We start from the raw sequence: 22,741 nt of genomic DNA, 5'->3' as shown, positions 1-22,741 counted from the left end.
CAATGCGGGAGGGACGTCTCCCGCATTGCTCCGATCCCGCCAATCAGTCCTGCAGCATCCGCTTGAGGAGCTCGACCTCGTCGTTCAGCACATTGTCCTCGCCGATCAGCTTATCGATCTTGCGGACCGCGTGGAGCACTGTGGTGTGGTCGCGGCCTCCGAAGCGGCGGCCGATCTCGGGCAGCGACCGTAGAGTCAGCACCTTCGACAGATACATCGCGATCTGGCGCGGCTTGACCACGGCGGCGGTCCGCCGCTCCGACAGGATATCGGAACGCGAGACGTTGTAGCGCGAGGCAACCAGCTTCTGGATGTCCTCGATCTTGATGCGCTTGGGCTCCCGGTTCTTCACGAGGTCGCGGATCGCGGTTTCTGCCGTCTCCATGGTCACGGCGGTGCCGGTGAGCGTGGCATGGGCGAGAAGCCGGTTCACGGCGCCTTCGAGATCGCGGCCATTGGCGGTGATCGCGCGGGCGACATAGGTGGCGACGGTGGGCGACACTTCGAAATTCGGATGCGCCACCCGCACGGCAGCGAGTCGCGCCGACAGGATCGACATGCGCAGTTGTTCGTCCAGCGTGCCGATCTCGACCACGAGGCCGCCGGCCAGACGGGAACGGACCCGTTCTTCCAGGGCTTCGAGTTCGGTGGGCGGGCGGTCCGAGGCGACGACGACCTGACGGCCCGCATCGATGAGCGAGTTGATCGTGTGCCCGAACTCGGCCTGGATTGACTTGCCCTGGATGAACTGGACGTCATCGAGGATGAGGAGATCGATGGCGCGCAGCTTCTCCTTGAAGGCGAGCGCGCTCTGGGTCTTCAGGGCGTTGACGAAGCCGTACATGAAGCGGTCGGCGGTCAGGTAGATCACACGGCGGCCGGATTCGCGCGCAGCATGGCCGATGCCGTGGAGAAGGTGGGTCTTACCCAGGCCCACGCCGGCATGGAAATAGAGCGGATTGTAGAGGGCGCCCTGCCCATCATGACGGGCCACGCGCTCGGCTGCGGCGTGTGCCAGGGCATTGGATCGGCCGACGACGAAGCTCGCGAAGGTGAGGCGATTGTCGAGGGGCGCGCCGTTGAGGTCACTGGAGGCTTCGCCGCGCGCCTGAGAGGAGGATTCCGCCTCGGCTGGGAAGCTCATCTCGCCGGATGAGGGCTGCGCGTTGCTGGCGGCCTGGAGACGGGCGAGGGGACTCGCGGGTGCCGAGGACTTGACCGCACCCGAAACGACGCGTGGGGGAGCACCTGCCCCGCGCACGCCCACCTCGATAAGCGAGACGCTCTCTACCTCGCTGCGGAACGTGGCCAGGACACGGTCGAGATAATGGGATTCGATCCAGCTCTTAAGGAATCGGGTCGGCACGCTAAGGCGGGCGGTCCCGGAGACCACCTCCACCAATTCGAGACGCGCGAACCAGCTGGCGAAGACGTCTTCGCCCAATTCCGCCCGCAGGCGCCGCTTCACGCGCGCCCAGGCAGCAACCGTGTCCGATCCCCCTGCGCCACCCATGCCGGTCTCGGCGTTACCCGCCACGCTACCGTCGACATGCATCATCGCTCTCCTCGCGCCGAGGGCGAAGCCGCCGCTCGGAACGTACGCACACTGGACTGACTTCACGCCCCGCAAGGAATTTGCGGAACCCATAGAGATCCGGCGGAGTCAACATCTCCACCGCAGGCTTTTGCCGATGAGAGGAGCCTATCAACAATAAGCTACGGTTCTCCTAACAACGGGGGTTGCGGGGAAAGCTGTGTGAGGTGCCGTGAGAGTCTCGCTGATCCGCACCGAGTCCAGAGCCGCCCGAAACCTTGCGGACGATTCGGATAGGTTTGAATTAAGTGTGAATTTTCCCGCTTCTGGCGAGAGATCATTAATCTACACAGCCCTCCTAGACTCCGCAACACGGCAGATTCGCAAGTAGGGTTAACGGTTCGACTCAAATTGAAGCGATGACCAGCCGGCCGGACCATCGAGAGATGACCGGCACCCGCCACGAAACATCCGGCGGGCTCGTGCGGAAAAAGTATCGGGAACGGGGCGGAAAACCGAGCCTGAAACGAAAGAAGCCCGGCACTGAGGCCGGGCTTCTTTCGCGTCATCCGAGGAAGGAAAGGATCAGGCTGCGAGAGCCTTGACCCGCGCCGCGAGGCGCGAAACCTTCCGGGAGGCGTTGTTCTTATGAACGATGCCGTGCTGAGCGGCCCGCATGATCTCGGGCTCGGCTGCCCGCAGGGCGGTCAGCGCAACGGACTGGTCGCCACCGGAAATCGCCTCTTCGACCTTGCGGAGGAAGGTACGCATACGGCTGCGGCGCGAGCGGTTCACAGCGGTCCGCTTCGCGATCTTGCGGGTCATTTTCTTGGCCGACACGGTGTTGGCCATGGGGCATCCTCGTTCATGTAGGGCGATGCCGACGAGCCCGCGGGCTTGGTGTGTCGGTCTACGCGCGAAGGTTGTTCGGGCAATGGCGAAGCCGACGGGCTGCTTGAGTGCGGCCTGTCGGCGAAGCGCGCTCTATAGACACGCCCCGGCATTCCGTCAACGCGACAGGCGCGAATGTCCGCGCCGCCGATGCTGCCGAACCCTCGGCCGAGCCATCGACATTCTGCACAGAATGACGCCGATCGGACAACGCAGCACCATCACGGCAAGTATTGCATTGGAATACGAAGAGGTTATCCGCCGCTTCGACAATTGAAGGGGGCGCCCCGACACAACCCTCTCGTTCCCGACACGATCATCCGGCGACCGTCTTTTTTCGCCTAACGATGAGACGATGTTTGACCGGGACAAGGCTTCGGAGAAAGTGGCCTTCCACGATTCGCACGCGAAACGGAATCGATGACCTCCGACATCACGCTCTATCATTCACCCAACACGCGCTCGTCTGGCGTCCGCATCCTGCTGGACGAGCTCCAGGTGCCCTACCGCCTGCACGTCCTCAATATGAGGGCGGGGGAGCATCGCGAGGCCCCCTATCTGGCGATCAATCCCCTGGGCAAGGTCCCCGCCATCCGCCGCGGGGATGCGGTCATCACCGAGCAGGCCGCGATCTATCTCTATCTCGCCGATGAGTTCGCCGAGAAGGGCCTCGCGCCGCCGATCGGGGACCCGCTGCGCGGTCCCTATCTTCGCTGGATGATTCTGTACGGGTCGTGCTTCGAGCCGGCGGTGATTGACCGCGCGCTCGAAAGAGAGCCGGGCCCGATGGCGATGTCCCCCTATGGCAGCTTCGACGCGGTTCTCGACAGCATCGTCGCGGGCCTGTCGAAGGGGCCATATCTTCTAGGTGAGCGATTCAGCGCCGCCGACATCCTTTGGGGTGCCGCACTCGGCTGGATGACCGCCTTCAAACTCGTTCCGGAAGAACCCTTGATCGTCGCCTACGTCGCCCGGATCAAGGATCGCCCCTCCTTCCGCAAGACCACGGCCGAAGAATCCGCCCTGGCGGCCCAGCAGCAGGAAGCGGGCTGATCGCTGTCCGCGGCCCACCATGCCCACCGGAATCATGAGAAGGAGCGACAGACATGCGGATGATCTTCGTCAATCTGCCGGTGAAGGATCTCGAAGCCTCAAAGACCTTCTTTGGCGCCCTCGGCTTCACGTTCAATCCGGCCTTCACCGACGAGAATGCGGCCTGCATGGTGGTGTCGGACAGAATTTTCGTGATGCTGCTGACGGAAGCGCGTTTTCGTGACTTCATCACCGGCGACATCTGCGATGCGTCGAAGGCCACCGAAGTGCTGACCTGCCTTTCCTGCGAATCACGTCAGGAGGTCGACGATACCTTGGCCAAGGCGCTGGCGGCCGGTGCCAAGCCTTGGAAGCCGAACATGGATTACGGCTTCATGTACGGCTGCTCGTTCCAGGATCCGGACGGCCACGTCTGGGAGCTGATGCATATGGATCCGGCAGCCATGCCGCCGCGATCCTAAGGCGTGCTTCGTGGCCGCCGAAGCTCAGCCCGGCGGAAGCGCCGTGCCGGCCGAGCGCGTCATCAGCGTCGAGGGAAGCGAAGCGGGGGCGAAGGCCGCCACGAGGTGCATGCCGATGACGGGCGCGAAGACCAGCGACATCATCACGAGAAGGATCAACGCCACGCTGTTGTCGCGGGCGGGCGAAGCGACGCGCGAGCGGGCACGGCGGAAAGCAAGAGTCTGGAAGGTCATGGGCTCACCTCGTTCGACCGGCCGTCAAGGCCGATCGCGGGTGAACCCGATCACGCGATCAGGCGCTCAACACGCGGTCGGCCAAATTCGGCGCGGTCCATCGACTACTGTCGCTGGGCATTGGGTTCGAAAGTTCCTGTGATCCACCGAGCCGAGCATATGCCGGGCAACGGCGGTTGCGCCCACATGATGCGGTGCGAAGTGTTCGTCAAGCCTTAACGTGGCATCTGCGAGATTGATCCGCCTCACGGTGCGAGCCGCGCGGCAAAGCGCTCCACGAGTCGTCGCCCGACCTCGTCCTTGTCGAGGGTCGGCCATGTCTCCAACCCACCGTCCCGGTCGAGCAGATGGATGGTGTTGGCGGTGCCGCCCATGACGCCGCCCTCGGCGGAGACATCGTTGGCGACGAGCAGATCGCAGCCCTTGCGGGCGATCTTCGCCCGAGCGTGGGCGATCACCGAATCGGTTTCGGCGGCAAAGCCGACCACCAGCTTCGGGCGCCCTTCACTGCGCTTGGCGATGGTGGCGAGAATGTCCGGATTCTCCACAAGGGAGAGGGGCGGCACGGCCGCTCCGTCCTTCTTGATCTTCGACGTACTGTCCTGAGCCGGGCGCCAGTCCCCCACCGCCGCGGCGAAGACGGCGAGGTCGGCGGGGAGGGCGGCCTCCACCGCAGCAAGCATCTCCCGCGCGGTCTCCACACGCACGATTGTAACGCCCTTCGGGTCGGCGATGGCCACGGGACCCGAGATCAGCGTGACCTCCGCGCCCGCTTCTGCGGCAGCGGCGGCGATGGCATGGCCCTGTCGCCCCGACGAGCGGTTGGCGAGGTATCGTACGGGGTCGATCGGTTCATGCGTCGGGCCGGACGTCACGAGGACGCGCCGGCCCGCGAGAGGCTTCTGCGGCGAACGACCGGCGAGAAATCCGAATCCCCCGGTCGCCGCCGAGGATGCCGTCGAAATTTCACCGAGCATGGCCTCGACCGCATCGGCGATTTCCAGGGGTTCCGCGAGGCGGCCCGGACCGAACTCCGCTTCGGCCATGGCGCCGTCATTGGGTCCGACCACTCGGACACCGTCGCCCTTGAGCGTCGCCAGGTTCCGACGCGTCGCCGGATGCTGCCACATGCGGACATTCATCGCCGGAGCGATCAGGATCGGGAGGGTCGTCGCAAGGAGAACCGTGGAGGCGAGGTCCGAGGCGTCTCCGCTCGCCATCCGCGCCATCAGGTTGGCGGTGGCAGGCGCGACCACGATGGCATCCGCATCGCGCGCCAGCTTGATATGGCCGATCTCGGCTTCCTCCGCCCGGTCGAACAGGTCGGTATGGGCGCGCTCCCCGGCGAGGGCGGCAGCGGCGAGGGGGGTGACGAATTCCTGTGCCCCCGCCGTGAGCAGCGGACGCACCCGCGCCCCGCGCTCGCGGAGGCGGCGGATCAGGTCCAACGACTTGTAGGCGGCGATACCGCCACCGATCACGAGCAGGATGCGTCGGTTCTGGAGGGGGAGGGTCATGATGGAGGGCTACTCCCGCGCGTCGTGATCGTCCACAGCGAACGGATATGACAGTGCGGCCACGAACAGCGGTGTCCGCGCCATCCCGTTCACCCGGCCCTTACCGGAACGCCATCACCAGTGCGCCTACCGCGATGGCCCAGAGCGCCGCCGTGGACCACAGCGCCCGGCGACGCTCCTTGCGGGCTATGCTCTCCAACGCCTTGCGGTCGCCGGTTCCGCTCTCGTCGAGACGCACGAGAATCCGGCGCAGGCGCTGGGCGAGATCGGGCAGGTCGGTGACGACGTCGGACAAGGTCAGAACTGCACGTCCCGCACCCTCGATTCGCCCGAGGGGGCCGAGATTACGCGCGATCCACGAGCGGACCACCGGCTCCGCCCCGGTCCACATATCGAGCTGCGGGTCCAGGGAACGGGCGACGCCTTCCACCACCACCATGGTCTTCTGCAGCATCACCAATTCGGTGCGCGTGCTCATGTCGAACAGGGCAGTGATGTCGAAGAGCAGCGTCAGCACCTTGGCCATCGAGATCTCGTCGGCCCGTCGCTGGTGGATCGGCTCGCCGATGGCGCGGATGGCCTGGGCGAAATCCTCCACCGAATGGTGGGCCGGCACGTAACCCGCCTCGAAATGCACCTGCGCCACGCGCTTGTAGTCGCGCAGGATGAAGCCGAGCAGGATCTCGGCGAGGAAGCGCCGCTCCATCATCCCGAGCCGGCCCATGATGCCGAAATCGACCGCCACCAGCGTACCGCTCGCATCCACGAACAGGTTTCCGGGATGCATGTCGGCGTGGAAGAAGCCGTCGCGGATCGCCTGCCGCAGGAAGGACTGGATGACCGCGAGGCCGAGCGCCTTGGGGTCGTGGCCGGCAGCGACGATGGCGGCGCGATCATTGAGCCGGATGCCCTCGATCCACTCGCTCGACAGCACGTCCCGCGCGGTCAGCTCCCATTCGGGCTTCGGCACGCGGAAATCGGCATCGTCCTTGGTGTTCTGCGCGAGCTCGGACATGGCCGCGGCTTCGAGCCGGAAATCCATCTCCATCATCACGGAGCGGGCCAGGATCTCGACCACGTCGCGCGGGCGCAGGCGCTCCGCCTTCGGCGACAGGGCATGGACCACGCGAGCCATGAACCGCATCACCTGAAGATCGCGCTGGAACCGCTCGCGCACGCCCGGCCGCATGATCTTCACCGCCAGCACCCGCTCGACGCCGTTCGCGTCGAGGATGTGAGCCTTGTGGACCTGGGCGATGGACGCGGCGGCCACGGGCTCGCTGAAGGACAGGAACAGTTCGCGGATCGGCTTGCCGAAGGCGGCCTCGACCACGCGGATCGCCTGTTCCTGTGGGAACGGCGGAACCCTGTCCTGCAGCTTCTCGAGATCGAGGGCGGCATTCATGCCGACGATGTCGGGCCGCGTCGCCAGGAATTGGCCGAACTTGACGTAGGAAGGGCCGAGCCGGGTCAGCGCACGTTGCAGCGGACCCGCCCCGGCGCCGAGGCCCGGCCGCTCCAGCATCCGCCCGAGCTTAAGGGCGAAGCGAAGATGCGGCGGTAGCTCGGTGGGGTCGATGAACGACAGCCCGCCTTCGCGTGCCAGCACGAAGCCGACCCCGGCACCGCGGATGAGATAGACGATGGCGCCTAGCATGGGATGCTTTCGACGTGCGTGATCACGGCAGGACCAGCACTCGTCCCACCACTGAACCTCATCCTCAGGTGACGATGCGGAGCGGCGGCCTCGAAGGAGGTTTCCAGAGGCCACCCTGCGATCTGGAGGCCTCCTTCGAGGCCGCTATCGCGGCACCTCAGGATGAGGCCGCTGTGTAGGACCAGATCGGGCAGATCGATCCGATCTGACGTCACGAGATCTTCCAGCCGGAATGGATCGCGACGATTCCGCCGGACAGGGGCCGGTGGGTAACGTGCTTGAACCCGGCGTCTTCGATCATGCCGGCAAATCGACCAGGGGTCGGGAATTTGCGGATGGATTCCACGAGGTACCGGTAGGAATCCGCATCGCCGGCCACGCTCGCGCCCAAGCGAGGAATCACGTGGAACGAGTAGGCGTCGTAGATCCGGTCGAGGACGGGCAGATCGACTTTTGAGAATTCCAGGCAGAGGAAGCGCCCGCCGGGCTTCAGGACGCGGCGTGCCTCGGCCAGGGCCAGGTCGATCCGGGGAACGTTCCGGATGCCGAAGGCGATGGTGTAGGCGTCGAACGCTTCGTTCGGCAGAGGGAGCGACTCGGCATTCGCGGTGACGAAATCGATCCGGCCGTCATAGCGGTGGCCGGCCCGCTCCGCACCGACCCGCAGCATCGACTCGTTGATGTCGAGCACTGTGACATGGGTTTCGGGGCCCCCCGCCTCCAAGCAGCGGAAGGCGATGTCGGCAGTGCCGCCGGCCACGTCGAGATGGTGGAAAGGCCGGTTGCGCGGTGGCCGCAGCATCGAGATGAGATGCGACTTCCAGGCGCGGTGGAGCCCGCCCGACATCAGGTCGTTCATCAGGTCGTAGCGTTTCGCCACGGAGCGGAACACGTCGTCGACACGCCCCTGCTTCTCGTCGAGCGCAACCTGCTCGAACCCGAAATGCGTGCTGGTCTCGTCCTTCGAACGCTCGGCCGAACTCATGTCACCATCCTCTTGCGCGAGCGTCATAGCGAAAGCCGGCACGGATCGCCATGTGCCGGGTTAGACAGGTGCATGACGATCGGGTGGCGGATGCCGCTCTTGTCTTGTAGGCGCCGTCCCCAATCCAGAGCCTCGCCCCCCTCCATGCCCGAACTGCCCGAAGTCGAAACCGTCCGTCGCGGTCTTTCCCCCGCCATGGTGGGCGCGACGTTCTCCCGTGTGACCCTGCGCCGGCCGAACCTGCGGTTTCCCTTCCCCGAGCGCTTCGCACAGCGGCTCGAAGGCGCGACGGTGACCGATCTGGCGCGACGGGCGAAATACCTCACCGCCGGTCTCGACACCGGGGAGACCCTGATCCTGCATCTCGGCATGAGCGGGCGCTTCGACGTGGCCCTGCCGGACGGTCGCAACGTCTCGCCGGGAGATTTCTATCTCGAAGGGGCGCTCGGCAACGCCAAGCACGACCATGTGGTGATGGCGATGTCGAACGGCGCGACTGTCACTTACAACGATGCGCGCCGTTTCGGCTTCATGGACCTCGTGCCGACCCTTGACCTCGCCGGCTGTAAGCATTTCGCCGCGATGGGGATCGAGCCGCTGAGCGAAGCCATGAGCCCGGAGAGCCTGGCGCTCCTCTTCCGCAACAAGATCACGCCGCTGAAGGCCGCTCTCCTCGATCAGCGGCTCATTGCTGGTCTCGGCAACATCTATGTCTGCGAAGCGCTTCACCGCGCCGGGCTGCATCCCGAATTGCCGGCGGGAATCCTGGCGAAAGACGACGGGCGGCCGACGATGAAAGCGCGGTTGCTCGCGCGGATGATCCGCGACGTGCTCACCGAGGCGGTCGCCGCCGGCGGGTCCACCCTGCGCGACTATGCCCATACCGATGGCGGGTCGGGCTCGTTCCAGCATGCGTTCCGGGTCTATGACCGCACCGGCGAGCCCTGCAGCACGAAAGACTGCGGCGGCACCATCGCGCGGATCGTGCAATCGGGCCGCTCGACCTTCTACTGTGCGACGTGTCAGCCTGCGAAGCCCGGCAAACCTGCCGTCAGCCGGGCCTGAGTCGGTATTACCAGCCGCGACGCTCCTCCGGAGCCGGCTTGCGCCCCTGCGGGGTCAGCCCGTCGATGACGCCCGGAAGCGCTTGTGCAAGTTGCGACAGCAGATCATCGCGGGAGAGCCCGGTGCGGCTCTGCAACGTGTTCACTGTGTCCGAACCGAGGGCGTCGGCAAGCCGGTTCGGCTCCACGGGCTGGTTCTGTCCATGCCCGATCCAGGAACCGATGGCGTCGCCGAGACCGCCGCGCTGCAATTTATCGATCAACCCGTCGAACCCACCGAGATCGTCGCCCTGCTCCCGGTCGAGGCGGCTGTAAGACCCCGCCCCGGAGGAATGCCCCTGATCGCGAGAGCCCTGGTCGCCGCCAGGTCCGTCGAGCATCCCCGACAGGTCGCTGAAGTCGCCTTCGGGCGACGATCCGCGCGATCCTCCGCCGTAGCCGCCACGGTCTCGGCCCTCATTGTACGGGTCCTGGTTGAACCCGCCCTGGTCGCCTCCCTCATAGGGTTCGGGCGGCCCGCGCCGGCCTTGCTCCATATCCGGCGCCCCCCCCCGGCCGCCGCCGAGGATGTCGCTCAGCCCGCCTCCGCCCTTTTGCAGGAGCAGCATCAGCAAAGCCTGCACGATGGGCGACAGGGAGCCTCCGAGCGCTCCGCCACCGGAACCGCCGCCTTGCTGGTGATCGCTGCCCCGGCCGCCGCCGAGGACGTTGCCGAGCACACCGCCGATGACCTGATCGAGTAATCCCATGGTCGTTCCTCCTGAGCAGCGAGCCTTGACGGCGAATTCTATTCCCGGCGTCCGCCGGTCCCGGCGCGGTCGCGCGCGGGCAAATGATCGAGCGGGTTGGTCCGAGAGGTCTTTCCGTCATCCTCGGTGACAGCCGTCGAGGGGCGGATGGCGCTCGGCGGCTTCACATCGCCGATGGGCTTCGAACCAGATGTCTCGCCCGATCGGGTTTCGGACGGCACGTCGGCAGCCGTCGGTTGGTCGCGACGATCGGAGATCGCCTGAGCGGGCGCGGTATGCACCAGGAGGATTCCGGCAGCGAGGAGCAGGCTCGCCCGGATAAGAGGTTCCTTGCGCATGGGATCGCTCCGTCGGTTCGAGGCATGGGGGCGACAGGTGAAGGGCCGCCGTCACATGCTTCTCCAAGCCCGAGCCTAGGCCGGGGGTTCCGACGACGATGCGTGTTTCAGTCGCGCTTGCGCCCGCCACCGCCTTTGTATTTCGGCTTCTGGCCGCCGAGCCCCTGCGTCGAACGCGGCTTCGGCCGCTCAGCCCAGAGCGGCGCTTCGCCTCCCACGGGTAATTCGCGGTCGGTGCCCGGACCCATATTGTCGAGGCTCGGCTTCGAGATGCGGCTCCGCTTCGCGCCGTACTTGCCCGCGTCGCGCTCAACGTCACCCTGGCGCGCCATCGGATCATCCGAGAGCAGGAGTTCCGTCGCCTGCAGGCGCTTGAGCTCGTCGCGCAGGCGCGCCGCTTCCTCGAAGTCAAGATCGGCGGCGGCCGTGCGCATGCGCTTCTCGAGATCCGCGATGACGGCCTTGAAGTTGTGGCCGATTGTGACTGCGTCCTTGGCGAGCCCGGTATCCACCTTGACGTGGTCGCCCTCGAAGACACTGCTGAGAATGTCGGAGATGCCACGCTTCACACTCTGCGGCGTGATGCCGTGCTCCTCGTTATAGGCGAGCTGCTTCAGGCGGCGACGCTCGGTCTCCGCCATGGCCCGCTCCATCGAGCCGGTGATGTTGTCCGCGTAGAGGATGCAGCGCGCATCGGCATTGCGTGCGGCGCGGCCGATGGTCTGGATCAGCGAGGTCTCGGAGCGCAGGAAGCCCTCCTTGTCGGCGTCGAGGATCGCCACGAGGGCGCATTCCGGGATGTCGAGGCCCTCGCGCAGCAGGTTGATGCCGATGAGCACGTCGAACGCCCCGAGCCGCAGGTCGCGGATGATCTCGATCCGTTCCAGCGTGTCGATGTCCGAGTGCATGTAGCGCACGCGGACGCTGTTCTCGTGCAAATACTCGGTCAGGTCCTCGGCCATGCGCTTTGTGAGCGTGGTCACTAGGGTGCGGTAGCCGGCCTGGGCCACTTCGCGCACTTCGCCCAACAGATCGTCCACCTGCGAACGGGCAGGGCGGATCTCGATCACCGGATCGACGAGGCCGGTGGGGCGGATGACCTGTTCGGCGAAGACACCGCCGGTCTGCTCCATCTCCCATTTCGCCGGGGTCGCCGAGACGTGGACCGATTGCGGCCGCATGGCGTCCCATTCCTCGAACCGGAGCGGGCGGTTGTCTAGGCAGGAGGGCAGGCGGAAGCCGTATTCGGCCAGCGTCGCCTTGCGGCGAAAGTCGCCCTTGTACATGCCGCCGATCTGCGGAACCGTGACATGGCTCTCGTCGGTGAAGACGATGGCATTGTCGGGCAGGTATTCGAACAGCGTCGGCGGCGGCTCGCCGGGCTTGCGGCCGGTGAGGTAGCGCGAATAGTTCTCAATGCCGTTGCAGGCGCCCGTCGCCTCGATCATCTCGATGTCGAAGGTGCAGCGCTGCTCGATCCGCTGCGCCTCGATGAGCCGGCCCATCTTGGTCAACTCGTCGACCCGAAGCTTCAGTTCGGTCTTGATGCCCTTGATCGCCTGCTGGAGCGTCGGACGCGGCGTGACGTAGTGCGAGTTGGCGTAGACCTTCACGAATTTCAGGTCGTTGATCTTCTTGCCGGTGAGCGGATCAAATTCGGTGATCGACTCGATTTCGTCGCCGAACAGGCCGATGCGCCAGCCGCGATCCTCCAAGTGGGCAGGCCAGAGTTCGATCACGTCGCCACGCACCCGGAAGGTGCCGCGGGCAAAATCGGATTGGATGCGCTTGTATTGGAGCGCCACGAGGTCGGCGACCAGCTGGCGCTGCTCGATCCGCTCGTTCAGCGACACCGTGAACGACATGGCGGTGTAGGTCTCCACCGAGCCGATACCGTAGATGCACGAGACCGACGCGACGATGATGACGTCGTCGCGCTCCAGCAGAGCGCGGGTGGCCGAGTGGCGCATCCGGTCGATCTGCTCGTTGATCGAGGATTCCTTCTCGATGAACGTATCAGAGCGCGGCACATAGGCCTCGGGCTGGTAGTAATCGTAGTAGGAGACGAAATACTCCACCGCGTTGTCGGGGAAGAAGCTCTTGAACTCGCCGTAGAGCTGCGCCGCCAGCGTCTTGTTCGGCGCCAGGATGAGGGCGGGGCGCTGCGTCGCCTCGATGATCTTGGCCATGGTGAAGGTCTTGCCCGAGCCGGTGACGCCGAGCAGCACCTGATCGCGCTCGTTCTTGTTCACCCCCTCCACCAGTTCGGCGATGGCGCGGGGCTGGTCGCCCGCGGGCTCGAACTCGGATTTCAACGTGAAGGCGAGGCCGCCCTCGGATTTCTTCGGCCGCTCCGGGCGATGCGGCGCCCAGGTCTTGCCGTCCCGGAACAGCGGGTTGCCTTCGGTGAGGAGGCGCGACAGGGCGTCCACCGTGGCGGACACGCCGTCGCTGGCCAGCGAACCCTCATCCTCGTTCGCCAGCGCCTCGGGTGCCGGACCGTCTTCCGGCGACGTGATCCCCAACGCCTGCGCAAGGCGTGGGTCGACCTCGGCCGCGTCGCCGAGGGTGAACCCGGCCTGCGGCGCTTCACCGAAACCGCCGGGGGGCGATGCGGCTTTCTGAGGCCTGCCGGGCTTCTTCGGCGGAGCCGGCGGCGTGGGATTCTCCACGGCGGGCAGCCGGTTGCGGTTGAGCGCCGGGCTCAGCAGGGCCGCCAGATGCTCGTCGAGCGGTTTCAGCTCGGGCTTCGAAGCCTTCGCCGAGGAGACGCGGGGTTTGTTCGCAGGAGGCATGGGTGGAATATGGCCCCGCGGAACGAAAGGGGAAAGGGCGGCCCATCGCTTCGCGACGATCAGGAGCGAGACCCATCATGACGACGACGTCGAACCCAATCCATCCGCAGGCGCGGATCGGCCATGTCCATCTCAAGGTCGCGAACCTCGACCGAGCGCTGGCCTTTTATTGCGGAGTGCTCGGCTTCACCCTGAAGGCTCACTATGGCACCCAGGCCGCCTTCATCGCTGCCGGGGACTACCACCACCATATCGGGCTCAACACGTGGGAGAGCGAAGGCGGCAGCCAGCCGGCGCCCGGCACGACCGGCCTGTTCCACCTCGCCATACTCTACCCCACACGCGCCTCCCTCGCCGATGCCCTGCGCCGCCTCGACGAAGCCGGCATCGCCCTCGACGGCGCCAGCGACCATGGTGTCAGCGAAGCGCTCTACCTGCGTGATCCCGACATGAACGGGGTCGAACTCTACCGGGACAGACCGGAAGCGGACTGGCCGCGTGACGCGGAGGGCGGCCTCACCATGTTCACCCGCCGCCTCGACCTCGCCGATCTCCGCGCGGCTGGAGAGCATTCATGAGGAGCGGCAAACCGTTAGGCGGCAACCCTCCGGTGTGCTACCTGCTTGTTCAGACGGTGCCACCCTCGGTGAGGGTGGCTGAGGCGAGCATGACGGCACCAGACCGTCGCCGCCTCGACGCCCCTCGCTCGAGCAAGGCCGAAGGCCGCGGGAGCGCGCCGGCGGCGGGTGGAAATGAGTAGCGATCCCACCTGTCCCATTGCCTGATGCGAGCGAACTTATGAAAATCCGGACCGGCTACACGATCGGCTACGACACGTTCGGCCCGACGCCGATCACCTTGATGCTCAACGTCCATCCCTCGCGCGCAGGAGACCTGCTGACACCGGAGACGATGACGATCGAGCCGCCGGTGGAGGCCCACAGCTACCTCGATCCGTTCGGCAACGTCTGCACCCGCATCCTCGCCCCCGGTGGCCGGATCACGGTGTCGGCCGATTTCATGATCGAAGATTCCGGCGAGCTGGACGAGCTCGTACCCGAGGCGAAACAGCATCCGGTGCAGGATCTGCCGGACGACGTCATGCCGTTCCTGCTCGGCAGCCGCTACTGCGAGACCGACAAGCTCTCGAACATCGCCTGGGGTCTGTTCGGGACCACACCCGAGGGCTGGGCACGGGTCCAGGCGATCCACGATTTCGTGCATCGGCACATCAAGTTCGATTACCAGCAGGCCGACGCCACCCGTACGGCCTACGAGGCCTATACCCAGAAGATCGGCGTCTGCCGCGACTTCACCCATTTGGCCGTGGCCTTCTGCCGCTGCATGAACATCCCGGCGCGGTACTGCACCGGCTATCTCGGGGATATCGGCGTGCCCTTAGTACCACCGGGTGACTTCTCGGCTTGGCTCGAAGTTTATCTCGACGGGCGCTGGTTCACCTTCGACGCCCGCAACAACAAGCGCCGCATCGGCCGCATCCTCATCGCGCGCGGCCGCGACGCCACCGACGTGGCGATCTCCACGAGCTTCAGCACGGCCCTGCTCGCGAGCTTCGACGTGCATACCGACGAGATCAGCGAGACCGGCGAGCTGACCCCCGTCGCCTGAAGCGGACCCACGCCGGATCGACATCCGACCTCCCGCGTTCCGGTAGACACATTCCCTCCTTAGCCGGTCCCCCCATCGGATGGGCCGAGGAGGAATGCACCTCTATTGGAGACAGCATGTCGGACAGGATCAAGGGTACGGCGCTCATCGCCGGTGCGAGCGGCATCGTCGGCAACAACCTCGCCCGTCACCTCGTCGCCGAGGGCTGGAACGTCCTGGGTCTGGCACGCCGGCCCGTGGATATCGAGGGTGTGACCCCGGTGACGGCGGACCTCACCGATCCTGCTTCCCTGCGGGCGGCCTTGTCGGACCTCGCGCCGACGCATGTGTTCATCACCACCTGGATGCGGCAGGCGACCGAGGCCGAGAATTGCCGCGTCAATGGCGCCATGGTGCGCAACCTCCTCGACGCCCTGCAAGCGGCTCCACTGCGCCACGTCGCGCTAGTGACCGGCCTCAAGCATTATCTCGGGCCCTTCGAAGCCTACGGGAAGGGGACGCTGCCACAGACTCCGTTCCGCGAGGACCAGGACCGCCTGCCGGTGGAGAACTTCTACTACGTGCAGGAGGATGAGGTCTTCGCCGGTGCCGAGCGCCAGGGATTCGGCTGGAGCGTGCACCGTCCGCACACCATCGTCGGCTATGCCCTCGGCAACGCCATGAACATGGGTGTGACGCTGGCCGTCTACGCGTCCCTCTGCCGAGAGACCGGACGGCCGTTCCTGTTCCCGGGCTCGTCGCAGCAATGGAACGGCCTGACCGACGTCACCGATGCGCGGCTGCTGGCCCGTCATCTCGCCTGGGCTTCCACCGATCCCGCCGCGGCGAACACCGCGTTCAACGTGGTCAACGGCGACGTCTTCCGCTGGTCGTGGATGTGGGGCCGCATCGCGGAATGGTTCGGCCTCGAACCGGCTCCCTATCCCGGCTCGCCGACCCCACTCGAGGAGCAGATGGCGCAGGACGGGCCGGTCTGGGCCGAGCTGGCGAAACGCCATGGCTTGGTCGAGTCCGATCTCGACCGTCTCGCCTCCGCATGGCACACCGATGCGGATCTCGGCCGTCCGATCGAGGTTGTCACCGACATGGCGCGCAGCCGCCGGCTCGGCTTCCTCGATTATCAGCCCAGCGACGACAGCTTCCTCGACCTGTTCGGCCGGCTGCGGGCCGAAAAAGTCATTCCCTGAGACAGCATTCACTGAGACAGAAAGTGACGATGCAATCTGAAATGCCGGCCTCGCCCACCCCAGCGCTTCCCGAACTCGACTCGGAGACCCTGGCCTTCGCGGGCCGGGTCTTTCAATACGCGCGGGCGGGGCATGTGGACGAGTTGGCAAAACTGTTCGCACAGGGGCTCCCGGCGAACCTCCTCAACGATAAGGGCGACAGCCTGCTGATGCTGGCCGCCTATAACGGGCAGGTCGAGACCACGCGCCTCATCCTCGACAACGGTGGCGACCCCGAACTCTCCAACGACCGCGGACAGACGCCGCTGGCCGGCGCCGCCTTCAAGGGCGACATGGCCTTGGTAGAGTTGCTGCTGGAGAAGGGCGCCACGATCGACGGCACCGGAACCGGTACGCGTACGGCGCTGATGACGGCGGCCATGTTCAACCGCACCGAGATGGTGGAACTGCTCCTGTCGAAAGGCGCCGACCCAACCAAGCGCGACGGAAACGGGCAGAGCGCCGCCGATCTCGCCCGCTCCATGAATGCTGCGGATACCCCGTTTCAGCTCGAGGCCGCCGAACGACTCGCCCGACTCGTGATCGATTGAGCCGGGTTTTCATGATTCACCAGGGGCGAAGCGGCATGACAATTCGGCTTTCGATCGCGCGCGCGTCCTCCCTGTCCCTGCTGGCCGGCACGCTGACGCTCACTCCAAGTGCGCATGCCGAGGAATGGCCGATGTTCGGCCGCGACCATACCAACCGGCATTTCTCGCCGCTCACAGTCATAGACCGAGGCAACGTCGCCAAGCTGCGCCCGGCCTGGATCTTCCAGACAGGGATCACCGGCTACTTCCAGGCCGAGCCGGTGGTGGTGGACGGCGTGATGTATCTCTCCACCACGCAGAACCACGTGGCTGCCCTGGAGGCGAAGACCGGCCGGGTGATGTGGACCTACACCCACAAGGCCCGGACGGAGAAGATCTTCGGCCCGCCCTCGAATCGCGGTGTCGCGGTCTCGGGCGGCAAGGTCTTCGAGGCGACCATGGACGGGCGGGTCCTCGCTCTCGACGCCAAGACAGGCAAGGTCTTGTGGGACCATGAGGCCGTCCGCCCGGAGGAGGGCGAGTCCGAAACCGCCTCCGATCTCGCCGGAACGCTCGGCGCGGGTGCGATCCAGGGTTCGAGCCGGCTCGGGTTCAAGATGCCGCCCCTCGTGGCCGACGGGCTCGTCATCGTCGGCGTGGCCGGGGCCGGTTACGGCCTCCACGTGGAGGACGAGAAGGGCGGGCTCGACGGCGGCGCCGTGGTCGGGATCGAAGGCGGCTACGGACGCCGCGGCTGGCTCGCCGCTTACGATGCGGCCACCGGCGAGGAGCGCTGGCGCTGGTACGTCACCAAGGAGGATGGCTGGGAAGGCGGCTTCGTCGAGAAGACCGCCGATGGGGTGCCGCTCAACCGCGACATCGCCGCCGAGAAGGCGGCCGCCCCCCGGCAGAGGGAGGCCTGGAAGGTCGGCGGCGGCTCGCTCTGGATGACCCCGGCCTACGATGCCGATCTCGGCCTGATCTATGTCGGCACCGGCAACCCCGCACCGCAGAATTTCGGCCTCTCGCGGCCCGGCGACAACCTCTACACGATGAGCCTCGTTGCGCTCGACGTGAAGACCGGCACGCTGCGCTGGTACTATCAGCAGGTCCCGCACGACGAATGGGGCTATGACGTCGCGAGCCCGCCCTTCCTGCTCGATTACGCGACGCCGCAGGGTCCGGTGAAGGCGGTGGCCGAGGCGAGCAAGACCGGCTGGCTCTACGTTCACGACCGGGCGACCGGCACGCTCCTCGGCAAGTCCGCGCCGCTCACGACTCAAAAGAACCTCTACGCACCGCCCACAGAAACCGGAACCGTGGTCAGCCCCGGTCCCCTCGGGGCGATCTCCTGGCATCCGGTCGCCTTCGATCCGACGACGAGCATGGCCTACGCCCAGGTCCGGCACGGCGCGACCACCTATACGGTGAGGACCGTCCCGGCCTCGAATAGCAGGCCGCAGATCCGCTTCACCGAGACGAGCGAAGCGAAGGGAGAGCCCTCCTTCAGCACGCTCACGGCCGTCGATCTCGCCAAGGGCGGCGCGATCAAGTGGTCGGTCAAGGCGGGAAGCCGCCTTTCGGGCGGCACCCTCGCTACCGCTGGCGGCTTGGTCTTCTCCGGCGAGGAGGACGGCCATCTCGACGCCCATGACTCTGCCAATGGCGAGATGCTGTGGCGGTTCCAGTGCGGCGCCGGGATCGGCGGGCCACCGATCACCTATTCGCTGGAGGGCCGGCAATACGTGGCGGTGGCGGCCGGTGGAGCCTCCTTCACCAAGGGCTCGGGCTTCGGCACGGGCGACGCGCTCGTCGTGTTCGCCCTGCCGGACTGACGGGCTCTCGTCATTTTGCATGCCTGCCTCGACGGACTTCACATCGCCTTTAAGCGTGGCGCATTCGGCCGCGGCGACTCCGTGCCGGACCTCCCTCCTGCAAGCTTGGCCTGCAAGGCTACGAACCACCGTGGTAGGGGTTCGAGAATCGGCATGATCGAGGGGTCGGCGTACGACGGACGCCAGCTTGCGATGACCGGGCGAAGCGCATTTGCCCAATGGCGGGAAGCGATCACATGAACCCCAACACCCGGCGCTGGCTCATCAGTAGCGTCTTCGGCCTGTTCGTGGGCTGGGCGATCGGCGGGGTGATCTTCCCCGCCCTGACCGCCCTCATCGGTATGATGGTCCGACCCAACCCCGGAATGCGGGATGCCGCCATACCCTGGCCGGGACCGGCTTTAGACATGCTGCCTTTCCTCGCCATCGGTCTTCAGGCCGCCGTGGTGATCGCCGTGACGCTCCTCCTTGCCCGCGTGGGCGATGAGCGTCGACGCATCGGCTGGGGCTGCCTCGCCGTCGGGGGTGCCATCCTGCTGAACGGTATCGTCCTCCTGGCGGTCACGGGCGTCCTGGGCTGGCTTCTCGATCAGAACCCTGGCGGCGCCAGCGGTGATGAAGCGAGCGTCGGCTTCTTCCTGTTGCTGTTGAGCCTGCCCTACGCCCTGCTCTGCATCGCGCTGCTGGCGGGCGGGGCGGTGATTCTGCGCAAGCGCCCGCCTTCGCCGGCGCAGGGAGGAACAGGACGGTCCGGACTGTGATCAGGGCGTGACGACCTCCGCCACCCCTCAAGCGGCTCACCTGTTCGCCGCCGGTCGGATGTGACAGGAGGACACAGGCGGCGTGCCGCTTGCATTGGCCGGCCGAGATCACGGGAGCCCGCACCACCCCATGTCGACCGATGTTTCCGAGACGCGACAGCCCACCGACCGCGGCTCTCCCGTAGTTCGCACGATCGCGATGCCCGCGGACACCAATCCGGCCGGGGATATTTTCGGCGGATGGCTGATGGGACAGATGGATCTGGCGGCGGGCAACGTCGCTGCGCGCCGCGCGCGGGGCCGCTGCGCCACGATCTCCGTGGATGCCATGGCCTTCCATCGCCCTGTCATCGTCGGCGACGAGGTCAGCATCTATGCCTGGATCGTGAAGGTCGGCCGCACCTCGCTTCGCATCCAGGTCGAGGTCTGGCGCCGCGAGCGCGAAGGCGAGACCACCATGAAGGTGACGGAAGGCCTGTTCACCTTCGTCGCCATCGGCAGCGACCGCCGTCCGAGGCCGATCCCGCCGGAAGTGGAAGAGACCTGGGAGGTCTGAGTTTCGATTCCACCCGGCTCGGGAGGGACCGACTCACCACCACGACGTGCCGCGTCCCAATTCGCCGACGTCGAGATGGCGGGCGATGGAGGCGCCGATATCCGCGAAGGTTTCCCTACGCCCGAGTGACCGGGCGGAAAGACCGGGACCGAAGGCCAGGACCGGCACCTGTTCGCGGGTGTGCTCCGTCCCCGGCCATGTCGGGTCGTTGCCATGGTCGGCGGTGACGATGCAGACATCGCCCTCCGCGAGCACCGCATGGATCTCGGGCACGCGCGCATCGAAGCGCTCCAGCTCGGCGGCGTAGCCGGGCGCATCGCGGCGGTGGCCGTATTCCGTGTCGAAATCGACCAGGTTCAGAAAGACCAGCCCGCCCTCGGGAAGGGTGCGGAACGCGGCCAGCGCCGCATCGAGGCAGGCAATATTGCCGGCGGCCTTGATCTCGCGGCCCGTGGCGCGGTGGGCGAAGATGTCACCGATCTTGCCGACGCTGACCACGACGCGTCCCCGCTCGCTCAGGCGGTCGAGCAGCGTCTCGCCCGGCGGCTGGGTGGCAAAATCCTTGCGGTTCGCGGTGCGCCGGAAACCACTTTCCTCCGAGCCGAGGAAGGGGCGGGCGATGACCCGGCCGATCCGGTAGGGGTCGCAGATCTCGCGGGCGATCCGACAGAGCTCGTAGAGCCGGTCCAGCCCGAACGTCTCCTCGTGAGCGGCGATCTGGAAAACGCTGTCGGCCGAGGTGTAGCAGATCGGCTTGCCCGTCCGGACATGCTCTGCCCCGAGACACTCGACGATGGGGATGCCCGCGGCGTGGCAATCGCCGAGGATACCGGGGAGTTCGCCCCGTTCGATCAGCGTTTGGGTGAGGGCAGTGGGGAAGGCCGGCACCCTGTCGGGAAAATAGCCCCATTCCTCGGTGACGGGGGCGCCCGCGATCTCCCAATGACCGGAGGGCGTGTCCTTGCCGGGCGCGGTCTCAATACCATGGCCGTATGCCCCAACGACCGGACCGGATGGCTCGAGCCCGGGCGGGATGCGGCCACTCGCCCCCTCGGCGGCGAGACCGAGGCCGAGACGCGTCAAATTCGGCAGAGCGAGGGGGCCGCCTCGCAGGCCCTCGCGATCGCCCACACCGGCGGTGCAGGCTTCCGCGATATGGCCAAGCGTGTCCGAGCCCTCGTCGCCGTAGCGGGCAGCGTCCGGCCCTCCGCCGATGCCGACCGAATCGAGGACGATGAGAAAGACGCGCGCCATGGGTCCCGTCGTGTTCAGGCCGGGACCACGTCTTCGGTGGTGGCGCTGTTGAGATCGAAGGCGGCAGCGAACAGGGCCTTCGTGTATTCGGTCTGCGGCCGGGCGAAGATGGCCTCCGCCGGGCCTTCCTCCACGACCTTGCCGTTCTGCATCACCAGCACGTAGTTCGCCAACGCGCGCACGACCTTGAGGTCGTGACTGATGAAGAGGTAGGCGAGCTTGCGCTCTTTCTGAAGGTCGCGGAGCAGGGTGACGATCTGCGCCTGAACCGACCGGTCGAGGGCCGAGGTCGGCTCGTCGAGGACGACGAAGCGGGGTTTCAGCACCATGGCGCGGGCGATGGCGATGCGCTGGCGCTGGCCGCCGGAGAACTCGTGCGGATAACGATCCATCGTCGCCGGATCGAGACCGACATCGGTGAGCGCCTTGGCGACCACGGCGCGACGCTCTGCCCGCGACTTCACCGCCCCCTGTACCACGAGGCCCTCGGCGACGATGTCGGCCACCGTCATGCGCGGCGAGAGCGAGCCGTAGGGATCCTGGAAAACCACCTGCATGTCGCGGCGGAACGGTCGCATCGGTCCGGGGCCGAGCCCGGCGATGGACTGGCCGAGGAAGACGATAGGGCCCTCGCTGCCGGTGAGGCGCAGCAGGGCGAGCCCCAGAGTGGTCTTGCCCGATCCGGATTCCCCGACGATCCCGATCGTCTCCCCCTCGCGCACGGCGAGGGACACACCATCCACCGCTTTCACGTGGAAAGTGGTGCGCCGGAGAAGCCCCTCGCGGACCGGGAACCACACCTTGAGCGGACCGGCTTCGAGTAGGCGCGGAGCGTCGTCCGCAACCGGGTTCGCACGCCCCTTCGGCTCCGAGGCGAGCAGGCGCTGGGTATATTCGTGTTTGGGCTTGGCAAAGATCTCGTCGACCGGCCCCGCTTCGACGATGCGGCCGGCGAGCATCACGCAGACCCGCGAGGCGATGCGCTGCACGATGCCGAGATCGTGGGTGATGAACAGCATCGACATGCCGAGACGCTTCTGTAGGTCGGCGAGCAATGTCAGGATCTGCGCCTGCACGGTGACGTCGAGGGCGGTGGTCGGCTCGTCCGCCACCAGCAGGTCCGGCTCGCAGGCGAGCGCCATGGCGATCATGACGCGCTGGCGCTGCCCCCCAGACAGTTCGTGCGGATAGGCGCCCATGCGCCGCTCGGCGTCGCGGACGCCGACGAGTTCGAGCAATTCGAGGATACGGGCACGGGCCTTGCGGCCGGACAGGCCGCGATGAATCTCCAGAACCTCGCCGATCTGCCGCTGGATCGTGTGCAGCGGATTGAGCGAGGTCATCGGCTCCTGGAACACCATGGTGATGTCGGCACCGCGGATCTTGCGCAGCTCCGGCTCCGGCAAGGCCAGAATGTCCCGTCCCTTGAACAGGATGCGACCGCCGGGATGGACGGCGCTGCCATCGAGGAGACGCAGGATCGACAGGGCCGTCACCGACTTGCCCGACCCGGACTCGCCGACCAGGGCCACGGTCTCACCCTTGTGAATCGTGAAGCTCACGCGATCCACCGCCAGCGTCTCACGCTCACGCGAGCGAAAGGCGACCGACAGGTCTTGGACGTCGAGCAGCGTGTCAGTCATCGAGGGAAGGGCACCGGGTCCGCGGATTG

General features: G+C 66.4%; 21 protein-coding genes. 10 read left to right on the top strand and 11 right to left on the bottom strand.

Annotation, left to right across the window (positions count from 1 at the left end):
- Positions 1 to 43 precede the first annotated feature (43 nt).
- Together dnaA and rpsT are read right to left on the bottom strand one after the other, a co-directional pair.
- Positions 44 to 1,555 carry a chromosomal replication initiator protein DnaA gene (gene dnaA, locus MBTS_RS10535; RefSeq protein ID WP_056158902.1) on the bottom strand — a complete coding sequence of 504 codons (1,512 nt, stop codon included), beginning with the start codon at positions 1,553 to 1,555 and terminating at the stop codon, positions 44 to 46.
- A 564-nt stretch (positions 1,556 to 2,119) separates the two neighbouring features.
- A complete protein-coding gene (rpsT, locus tag MBTS_RS10530; protein ID WP_018042629.1) occupies positions 2,120 to 2,386 on the bottom strand; it encodes a 30S ribosomal protein S20 in 267 nt (88 codons plus the stop codon).
- A 459-nt stretch (positions 2,387 to 2,845) separates the two neighbouring features.
- On the opposite strand from rpsT, the gene MBTS_RS10525 reads away from it, so the two are divergent.
- Entirely contained in the window at positions 2,846 to 3,478 is a 633-nt protein-coding gene (locus MBTS_RS10525; protein ID WP_056144218.1) for a glutathione S-transferase family protein, read from the top strand.
- A gap of 53 nt (positions 3,479 to 3,531) precedes the next feature.
- Entirely contained in the window at positions 3,532 to 3,939 is a 408-nt protein-coding gene (locus MBTS_RS10520) for a VOC family protein (RefSeq protein WP_018042631.1), read from the top strand.
- A gap of 24 nt (positions 3,940 to 3,963) precedes the next feature.
- On the opposite strand, the gene MBTS_RS10515 is transcribed toward MBTS_RS10520, so the two are convergent.
- The 4 genes from MBTS_RS10515 to ubiE form a co-directional block, all read right to left on the bottom strand.
- Positions 3,964 to 4,173, bottom strand: coding sequence for a hypothetical protein (locus MBTS_RS10515; protein WP_018042632.1), 210 nt, complete (start codon positions 4,171 to 4,173; stop codon positions 3,964 to 3,966).
- 245 nt (positions 4,174 to 4,418) lie between these two features.
- Positions 4,419 to 5,690 carry a phosphopantothenoylcysteine decarboxylase domain-containing protein gene (locus tag MBTS_RS10510; protein ID WP_192215579.1) on the bottom strand — a complete coding sequence of 424 codons (1,272 nt, stop codon included), beginning with the start codon at positions 5,688 to 5,690 and terminating at the stop codon, positions 4,419 to 4,421.
- Positions 5,691 to 5,790: 100 nt separating this feature from the next.
- Positions 5,791 to 7,347 (bottom strand): 2-polyprenylphenol 6-hydroxylase, encoded by a 1,557-nt coding sequence (gene ubiB, locus MBTS_RS10505; RefSeq protein ID WP_192215578.1) that lies wholly within the window; start codon positions 7,345 to 7,347, stop codon positions 5,791 to 5,793.
- A 211-nt stretch (positions 7,348 to 7,558) separates the two neighbouring features.
- Entirely contained in the window at positions 7,559 to 8,332 is a 774-nt protein-coding gene (ubiE, locus tag MBTS_RS10500; RefSeq protein ID WP_147829019.1) for a bifunctional demethylmenaquinone methyltransferase/2-methoxy-6-polyprenyl-1,4-benzoquinol methylase UbiE, read from the bottom strand.
- A gap of 144 nt (positions 8,333 to 8,476) precedes the next feature.
- Between ubiE and mutM the strand changes: the two genes are divergently transcribed.
- Positions 8,477 to 9,397, top strand: a complete 921-nt coding sequence (mutM, locus tag MBTS_RS10495; protein ID WP_147829017.1) for a bifunctional DNA-formamidopyrimidine glycosylase/DNA-(apurinic or apyrimidinic site) lyase — start codon at positions 8,477 to 8,479, stop codon at positions 9,395 to 9,397.
- Between the two features lie 7 nt (positions 9,398 to 9,404).
- Here the strand turns inward: mutM and MBTS_RS10490 are convergent, their stop codons facing one another.
- The 3 genes from MBTS_RS10490 to uvrB form a co-directional block, all read right to left on the bottom strand.
- The gene (locus tag MBTS_RS10490; RefSeq protein ID WP_192215577.1) at positions 9,405 to 10,145 is read right to left on the bottom strand and encodes a YidB family protein; all 741 of its coding nucleotides are present in this window, start codon (positions 10,143 to 10,145) and stop codon (positions 9,405 to 9,407) included.
- Positions 10,146 to 10,183: 38 nt separating this feature from the next.
- Positions 10,184 to 10,483 (bottom strand): hypothetical protein, encoded by a 300-nt coding sequence (locus MBTS_RS10485; protein WP_056144236.1) that lies wholly within the window; start codon positions 10,481 to 10,483, stop codon positions 10,184 to 10,186.
- A 107-nt stretch (positions 10,484 to 10,590) separates the two neighbouring features.
- Positions 10,591 to 13,278, bottom strand: coding sequence for an excinuclease ABC subunit UvrB (gene uvrB / locus MBTS_RS10480; protein WP_192215576.1), 2,688 nt, complete (start codon positions 13,276 to 13,278; stop codon positions 10,591 to 10,593).
- Positions 13,279 to 13,355: 77 nt separating this feature from the next.
- On the opposite strand from uvrB, the gene MBTS_RS10475 reads away from it, so the two are divergent.
- From MBTS_RS10475 to MBTS_RS10445, 7 genes are all read left to right on the top strand, one after another.
- Complete coding sequence (locus tag MBTS_RS10475) at positions 13,356 to 13,856, top strand: VOC family protein (protein WP_192215575.1); 501 nt, start codon at positions 13,356 to 13,358, stop codon at positions 13,854 to 13,856.
- A gap of 220 nt (positions 13,857 to 14,076) precedes the next feature.
- Positions 14,077 to 14,907 carry a transglutaminase-like domain-containing protein gene (locus tag MBTS_RS10470; RefSeq protein WP_192215574.1) on the top strand — a complete coding sequence of 277 codons (831 nt, stop codon included), beginning with the start codon at positions 14,077 to 14,079 and terminating at the stop codon, positions 14,905 to 14,907.
- 128 nt (positions 14,908 to 15,035) lie between these two features.
- On the top strand, positions 15,036 to 16,094 hold the full coding sequence (locus MBTS_RS10465) for an SDR family oxidoreductase (protein ID WP_192215602.1): 1,059 nt from the start codon (positions 15,036 to 15,038) through the stop codon (positions 16,092 to 16,094).
- 29 nt (positions 16,095 to 16,123) lie between these two features.
- On the top strand, positions 16,124 to 16,684 hold the full coding sequence (locus MBTS_RS10460) for an ankyrin repeat domain-containing protein (RefSeq protein ID WP_192215603.1): 561 nt from the start codon (positions 16,124 to 16,126) through the stop codon (positions 16,682 to 16,684).
- A 35-nt stretch (positions 16,685 to 16,719) separates the two neighbouring features.
- On the top strand, positions 16,720 to 18,498 hold the full coding sequence (locus MBTS_RS10455) for a pyrroloquinoline quinone-dependent dehydrogenase (protein ID WP_238253857.1): 1,779 nt from the start codon (positions 16,720 to 16,722) through the stop codon (positions 18,496 to 18,498).
- Positions 18,499 to 18,734: 236 nt separating this feature from the next.
- Positions 18,735 to 19,259, top strand: a complete 525-nt coding sequence (locus MBTS_RS10450) for a hypothetical protein (protein ID WP_147829007.1) — start codon at positions 18,735 to 18,737, stop codon at positions 19,257 to 19,259.
- Positions 19,260 to 19,389: 130 nt separating this feature from the next.
- A complete protein-coding gene (locus MBTS_RS10445; RefSeq protein ID WP_192215572.1) occupies positions 19,390 to 19,815 on the top strand; it encodes an acyl-CoA thioesterase in 426 nt (141 codons plus the stop codon).
- A 33-nt stretch (positions 19,816 to 19,848) separates the two neighbouring features.
- On the opposite strand, the gene MBTS_RS10440 is transcribed toward MBTS_RS10445, so the two are convergent.
- A complete protein-coding gene (locus MBTS_RS10440) occupies positions 19,849 to 21,069 on the bottom strand; it encodes a phosphopentomutase (RefSeq protein WP_192215571.1) in 1,221 nt (406 codons plus the stop codon).
- 14 nt (positions 21,070 to 21,083) lie between these two features.
- Entirely contained in the window at positions 21,084 to 22,712 is a 1,629-nt protein-coding gene (locus tag MBTS_RS10435) for an ABC transporter ATP-binding protein (RefSeq protein WP_056144263.1), read from the bottom strand.
- Positions 22,713 to 22,741 lie beyond the last annotated feature (29 nt).

It is taken from the genome of Methylobacterium bullatum (assembly GCF_014845095.1).
Taxonomy (GTDB): Bacteria; Pseudomonadota; Alphaproteobacteria; order Rhizobiales; family Beijerinckiaceae; genus Methylobacterium; species Methylobacterium bullatum.
Note: the sequence above shows the minus strand (reverse complement) of the source record. Positions and strands in the feature narration are given on the sequence as shown.